Below are 5,709 nucleotides of genomic sequence, written 5' to 3' on the forward strand. Positions count from 1 at the left end.
CGCCGGGGACGCGTTTTGGCTGATCGGGGACGGGCATGCTACCTTCGTTCACACGACCGCCAAGCGACGGCGCTTCACCGCGCCATCGCCTTGGTAGCGAAGAGGAGAGAATCCCACCCTGGGTGCGCCGAAGAATCATGGTTGCGCCGGGGTCGACCCGATGGGGCGAAGAAGGCCTTTGCCGGCCCGCGCGCCCACCATCATCGGAAGGCGTCGTGGCCCGGAAACGGGTCGCCTCGCGTGGCTTCCCTCGTACATTTGCTTCCGGCGGTTCGGCAACGAAATGTACAGGTTCTACCTAGGAGGCCACATCAGCGCTGAAGCTCGCATCAACGAGCGAATCCGAGTTCCCGAAGTCCGACTCGTCGGACCCGGTGGTGAGCAGGTCGGCATCGTTCGCACGGATGACGCCCGCAAGCTCGCGTACGAAGCCGATCTCGATCTCGTCGAGGTCGCCCCGAACGCGAAGCCGCCGGTCTGCAAGATCATGGACTACGGAAAGTTCAAGTACGAGCAGGCCCAGAAGGCCAGGGAAGCTCGCAAGAACCAGCAGCAGACTGTGGTCAAGGAACAGAAGTTCCGGCCGAAGATCGACGATCACGACTACGAGACGAAGAAGGCCAACGTGGTCCGCTTCCTCGACAAGGGATCGAAGGTCAAGGTCACCATCATGTTCCGCGGTCGCGAGCAGTCGCGCCCGGAGCTCGGTTTCCGACTGTTGGAGCGCCTCGCCGAGGATGTCAAGGAACACGGCATCGTCGAGACCCGCGCCAAGCAGGACGGCCGCAACATGACGATGGTCCTGGGGCCGGTCCGCAAGGGCAACAAGAAGTAGCCGGCCAACGGCCGGAACGACGGAACCGGGGATGCGGCAGGCATCACCGGGTGGCCCGCCACGCCCCGATGGCGGGCGCCACCGGAGTTCCGGACAACAAGATTTCGAAAAGGACGCGAAACACCATGAAGCAGAAGACCCACAAGGGCACCGCCAAGCGCATCAAGGTCACCGGCGCCGGCAAGCTCCGCCGCGAGCAGGCCAACCGCCGCCACCTCCTCGAGGGCAAGCCCTCGACCCGCACCCGCCGCCTGAAGGGCACCACCGAGGTCGCCAAGGCCGACGAGAAGCGCATCAAGCGCCTCCTGGGCAAGGCGTAAGAGCCTCCCACTGCCCGTGATCCCCGGCGACGACCGCCGGGGTCCCGGATAACGAACACAACATCCGTCAGATAAGTAAGGAAGTACCAACGTGGCACGTGTGAAGCGGTCCGTCAACGCCAAGAAGAAGCGTCGCGAAGTTCTCGATTCCGCCAAGGGCTACCGCGGCCAGCGCTCCCGCCTGTACCGCAAGGCGAAGGAGCAGATGCTCCACTCGAAGACCTACGAGTTCCGCGATCGCCGTCACCGCAAGGGCCAGTTCCGCAAGCTCTGGATCCAGCGCATCAACGCCGCGGCCCGCGCCAACGGCATGACCTACAACCGCTTCATCCAGGGCCTGGCCCTGGCCGGCGTCGAGGTCGACCGCAAGAACCTGGCCGAGCTCGCCGTCAACGACGCCGCGACCTTCGCCGCCCTGGTCGAGACCGCCAAGGCCGCGCTGCCGGAGGACGTCAACGCCCCGGCCGCCGAGTAGGCATTCGCCCTCGCGTAACCTCGTCGTCATGGCTGACGACTTCCGACGACCCGTGGAGACCTTCACCGCAAGGACTCCGCGGGTCGTTTCGGCTTCCAAGCTCCACCGCGCCGCCGCCCGCCGCAAGGCCGGGCGCTTCCTGGTGGAGGGATTCAATTCCGTCGATGCCGCGGCCCGGGCGGGCGCGCTCGTCGAGGCATTCGCCACCGAAGCCGCCGTCGACCGGCACCGCGACCTCGTCGAGGCCATCGCCTCCTCCGGGCGAACGCTGTCGCTCATCGACGATTCCGCGGCCGCCTCGCTCGCGGAGACCGTCACCACCGCGGGCCTTTTCGCCGTGTGCGACTCGGCGGCCGTGCTGTCGCCGTTGGACCGCGCCATCGCCGCGGGCGTCGAGTCCGGCGTGCTCGTGGTGCCCGTGGAATGCAACGACCCCGGAAACGCCGGCACGATCATCCGCATGACCGACGCCCTGGGCGCCGGGGGAGTCGTCCTCGCCGGCGATTCCGTCGACCCCCTCGGCGGCAAGGTCGTGCGTTCGTCCGCCGGTTCCGTATTCAACGTTCCGGTGGCCCGGGAGCGCGACCTCGATGCGGTCCTGGGGGCACTGGCGGACGCGGGCTTCACGACGCTGGCCACCACCATGGAGGCCGACGTGATCCTGGGCCGCGACGAGCTCCCGGCCGGTCCGGTGGCGTGGTTGTTCGGCAACGAAGCTCACGGATTGCCGCCCGAGATCCTCGCCGGCGCGGGCCGGCGGGTGTCCATCCCCATCCGCGGGGGCGCCGAATCCCTCAACCTGGCCACCGCCGCGGCCATGTGCCTGTGGGAGACCGCCCGCGGCAAGTGAACGACGGAGGATTTCCGCGCGGACCGTCGTCAAGCGCCGAAGGCACCGGGCGGTGACGGTGCGGGGGCGGGGGAACCGCTATGATTGCCCGTTGTCAAGAACGGGGCCGGGCCGCCTCCCGCGCGCTCCCGCCCCGTCGTCCCCGCCGACGTAGAAATGGGCTTCCGACGTGAGCGACACCCCCACCTCCATCGACCTGACCGAGGACGCGCTGAACGCCGCCGCCGACGCGGCCGCCACCGCCTTCGCGCAGGCCTCCGATCTGGCGCAGCTGGCCGACGCGCGGCGCGCGCATCTCGGCGACGATGCCCCGATCCCGCAGGCCCGCCGGGCCCTCGGTTCGATCCCGAAGGCGGAGCGCAAGGACGCCGGCCGCCTGGTCAACGTCGTGCGCGGCAAGGTGGAGAAGGAATTCGCGCAGCGCCAGGCGGTGCTCGAGGAAGAAGACGCCGCCCGGCGCCTCGTCGAGGAGCGCATCGACGTCACCGTCGACACCACCCGCGGCCAGCGCGGCGGCATGCACCCGATCACCATCCTGTCGGAGCAGATCGGCGACATCTTCCTGGGCATGGGCTGGGAGATCGCCGAGGGCCCCGAGGTCGAGGCCGAGTACTTCAACTTCGACGCCCTGAACTTCCTGCCGGACCACCCGGCGCGCACGCTGCAGGACACCTTCCACATCGCCCCGGCGGGCTCGCTGCAGGTGCTGCGCACGCACACGTCGCCGGTGCAGGTGCGCACCATGCAGGAGCGGGACCTGCCCATCTACGTCATCTGCCCGGGCCGCACGTTCCGCACCGACGAGCTCGACGCCACCCATACCCCGGTGTTCCACCAGGTGGAGGGGCTGGCCATCGACAAGGGGCTGACCATGGGCCACCTGCGCGGCACCCTGGACCACATGGCCAAGGAGCTGTTCGGCCCGGAGACCCGCACCCGCATGCGCCCGAACTACTTCCCGTTCACCGAGCCCTCGGCCGAGGTCGACGTGTGGTTCCCCAACAAGAAGGGCGGCGCCGGCTGGATCGAGTGGGGCGGCTGCGGCATGGTCAACCCCAACGTCCTGCGCGCCTCGGGCATCGACCCGGAGGAGTACTCGGGATTCGCGTTCGGCATGGGCCTGGAGCGCACCCTGCAGTTCCGCAATGGCCTGTCCGACATGCGCGACATGGTCGAGGGCGACGTGCGCTTCACCCAGCCGTTCGGCATCCGCGGTTAATCGGCAACCCATCACCCCAAGGAGAATCACTTCCATGTTCATCCCGCAGTCCTGGGTCACCGACGTCGTCGCCGCCGCCAATCCCGGTTGGTCCGTCACGCCCGACGAGCTCGACGCCGGTTTCGTCCGCGTCGGCTTCGAGACGGAGGGCCACGAGCCCCTGCCGCCGGTCACCGGCCCGCTGGTCTTCGGCCGGGTCGACGACATCGAGGAGCTCACCGAGTTCAAGAAGCCGATCCGCTTCTGCAAGGTCGACGTCGGCGACGCCAACGGCACGGGCGAGCAGCAGGGCATCATCTGCGGTGCCCGCAACTTCGCCGAGGGCGACGTCGTCGTCGTGGCGCTGCCTGGTGCGGTGCTGCCGGGCGATTTCGCCATCGGCGCGCGCGAGACCTACGGCCGGATTTCGGCGGGCATGCTGTGCTCGGAAGCCGAGTTGGGCCTGACCGCGCAGTCCGCCGGCATCATCGCGCTGCCGACGTCCGTGCTTGACGACGCCGACGTGGCCATCGGAGCCGACGCACGCGCGTTCCTCGGCCTGGACGACGAGCTGTTCGAGGTCAACGTCACCCCGGACCGCGGGTACGCCCTGTCCGTGCGTGGTCTCGGCCGCGAGATCTGCTCGGCGTTCGGCGTCGAGTTCGCCGATCCCGCCGACGTCGAGCCGATCGCGGTCGAGGGTTCGGCCCTGGAGCTGGACCTGCGCCCGGAGACCGACGCCCTGCGCTTCGGCCTGCGGCGCGTCACCGGCGTCGACCCGAACGCGGAGACCCCCTGGTGGATGCGCCGCCGCCTGCTGCTCGCGGGTCAGCGCAGCGTCAACCTGCCCACGGACATCACCAACTACGTCATGCTGCTGCTCGGCCAGCCGATGCACGCCTTCGACGGCGGCGCGATCTCCGGCGGCCTGACGGTGCGCAACGCGGAGGCGGGGGAGACCCTGACCACGCTGGACCACGTCGAGCGCAAGCTCGATCCCGAAGACGTCGTCATCTGCGACGACTCCGGCATCCAGTCCCTGGCCGGCGTGATGGGCGGCCTGACCTCGGAGATCTCCGAGGGCACCACGGACGTCCTGTTCGAGGCCGCCATCTGGTCGCCGCTGCGGGTGTTCCGCACGGGCCGCCGCCACAAGCTGTCGTCCGAGTCGTCGCGCCGCTACGAGCGCAGCGTCGATCCGGCTTTGGTCGAGCCCTCGCTCGACCTGGCCTGCCGACTGCTCGCCGAGCTCGGCGGCGGCACGGTGGAGCGGGGCCGCACGCTCGTCGGCGATGTGCCGGCGCCGTCGGTCATCGAGTTCCCCGTGGATCGCCCGTCGCGCGTCGCCGGCGTCGACTACTCCCGCGAGACCGTCATCGGTCGCCTCGAGGAGGTCGGCTGCTCCGTGGAGGTGTCGCCCTGCGGCGCGAAGCTGCTGGTCACCCCGCCGACGTGGCGCCCGGACCTGACCATGTCCGCCGACCTGGTCGAGGAGGTCCTGCGCCTGGAGGGCCTCGAGGACATCCCCGTGGTGCTCCCGGTCGCCCCGGCCGGCCGCGGTCTGACCCCGCGCCAGCAGCTGCGCCGCAGCGTCGGCCACGCCCTGGCGCACAACGGGTACCTGGAGATCCTCCCGACCCCGTTCACCGCGAACGACGTCTTCGACGTGTGGGGCCTGGACGCCGATGACCCGCGCCGCAACACCGTGAAGGTCATCAACCCGCTGGAAAGCGATCGCGCCCAGCTGGGCACCACTCTGCTGCCGGCGATGCTCGACTCCCTGCGCCGCAACGTCTCCCGCGGCCAGGTGGACATCGCGCTGTACGGCGTCGAGCAGGTCAGCCTGGTCCGCGGCGACGGCCGCTCCACCATGCCGTCGACCGTCGGCCTTCCGGACGCCGAGGATCTCCGTGCGCTGCGCGACTCCCTGCCGGAGCAGCCGCTGCACGTCGCCGTGGTCGCGTGCGGCCAGGCCGAGCTGGCCTCCCCGTGGGGCCCGGGCCGCGCGTACTCGGCCGCCGACGCGATCGA

At 69.7% G+C, this 5,709-nt stretch carries 6 protein-coding genes; all 6 read left to right on the forward strand.

Going from position 1 to position 5,709, the window contains the following annotated elements:
- The first annotated feature begins 283 nt into the window (after window positions 1–283).
- On the forward strand, window positions 284–835 hold the full coding sequence (gene infC / locus GX015_RS05615; protein ID WP_291343460.1) for a translation initiation factor IF-3: 552 nt from the start codon (window positions 284–286) through the stop codon (window positions 833–835).
- Window positions 836–960: 125 nt separating this feature from the next.
- Window positions 961–1,155 carry a 50S ribosomal protein L35 gene (gene rpmI / locus GX015_RS05620; RefSeq protein WP_291343462.1) on the forward strand — a complete coding sequence of 65 codons (195 nt, stop codon included), beginning with the start codon at window positions 961–963 and terminating at the stop codon, window positions 1,153–1,155.
- A gap of 91 nt (window positions 1,156–1,246) precedes the next feature.
- Window positions 1,247–1,630 carry a 50S ribosomal protein L20 gene (gene rplT, locus GX015_RS05625; protein ID WP_048744271.1) on the forward strand — a complete coding sequence of 128 codons (384 nt, stop codon included), beginning with the start codon at window positions 1,247–1,249 and terminating at the stop codon, window positions 1,628–1,630.
- A 28-nt stretch (window positions 1,631–1,658) separates the two neighbouring features.
- On the forward strand, window positions 1,659–2,480 hold the full coding sequence (locus GX015_RS05630; protein ID WP_291343465.1) for an RNA methyltransferase: 822 nt from the start codon (window positions 1,659–1,661) through the stop codon (window positions 2,478–2,480).
- Between the two features lie 169 nt (window positions 2,481–2,649).
- The gene (pheS, locus tag GX015_RS05635) at window positions 2,650–3,699 is read left to right on the forward strand and encodes a phenylalanine--tRNA ligase subunit alpha (protein WP_291343466.1); all 1,050 of its coding nucleotides are present in this window, start codon (window positions 2,650–2,652) and stop codon (window positions 3,697–3,699) included.
- A 34-nt stretch (window positions 3,700–3,733) separates the two neighbouring features.
- The coding region (gene pheT / locus GX015_RS05640; RefSeq protein WP_291343467.1) for a phenylalanine--tRNA ligase subunit beta at window positions 3,734–5,709 on the forward strand (1,976 nt) is incomplete at its 3' end.

Origin of the sequence: Corynebacterium sp. (genome assembly GCF_012837295.1) — a bacterium.
Taxonomy (GTDB): domain Bacteria; phylum Actinomycetota; class Actinomycetes; order Mycobacteriales; family Mycobacteriaceae; genus Corynebacterium.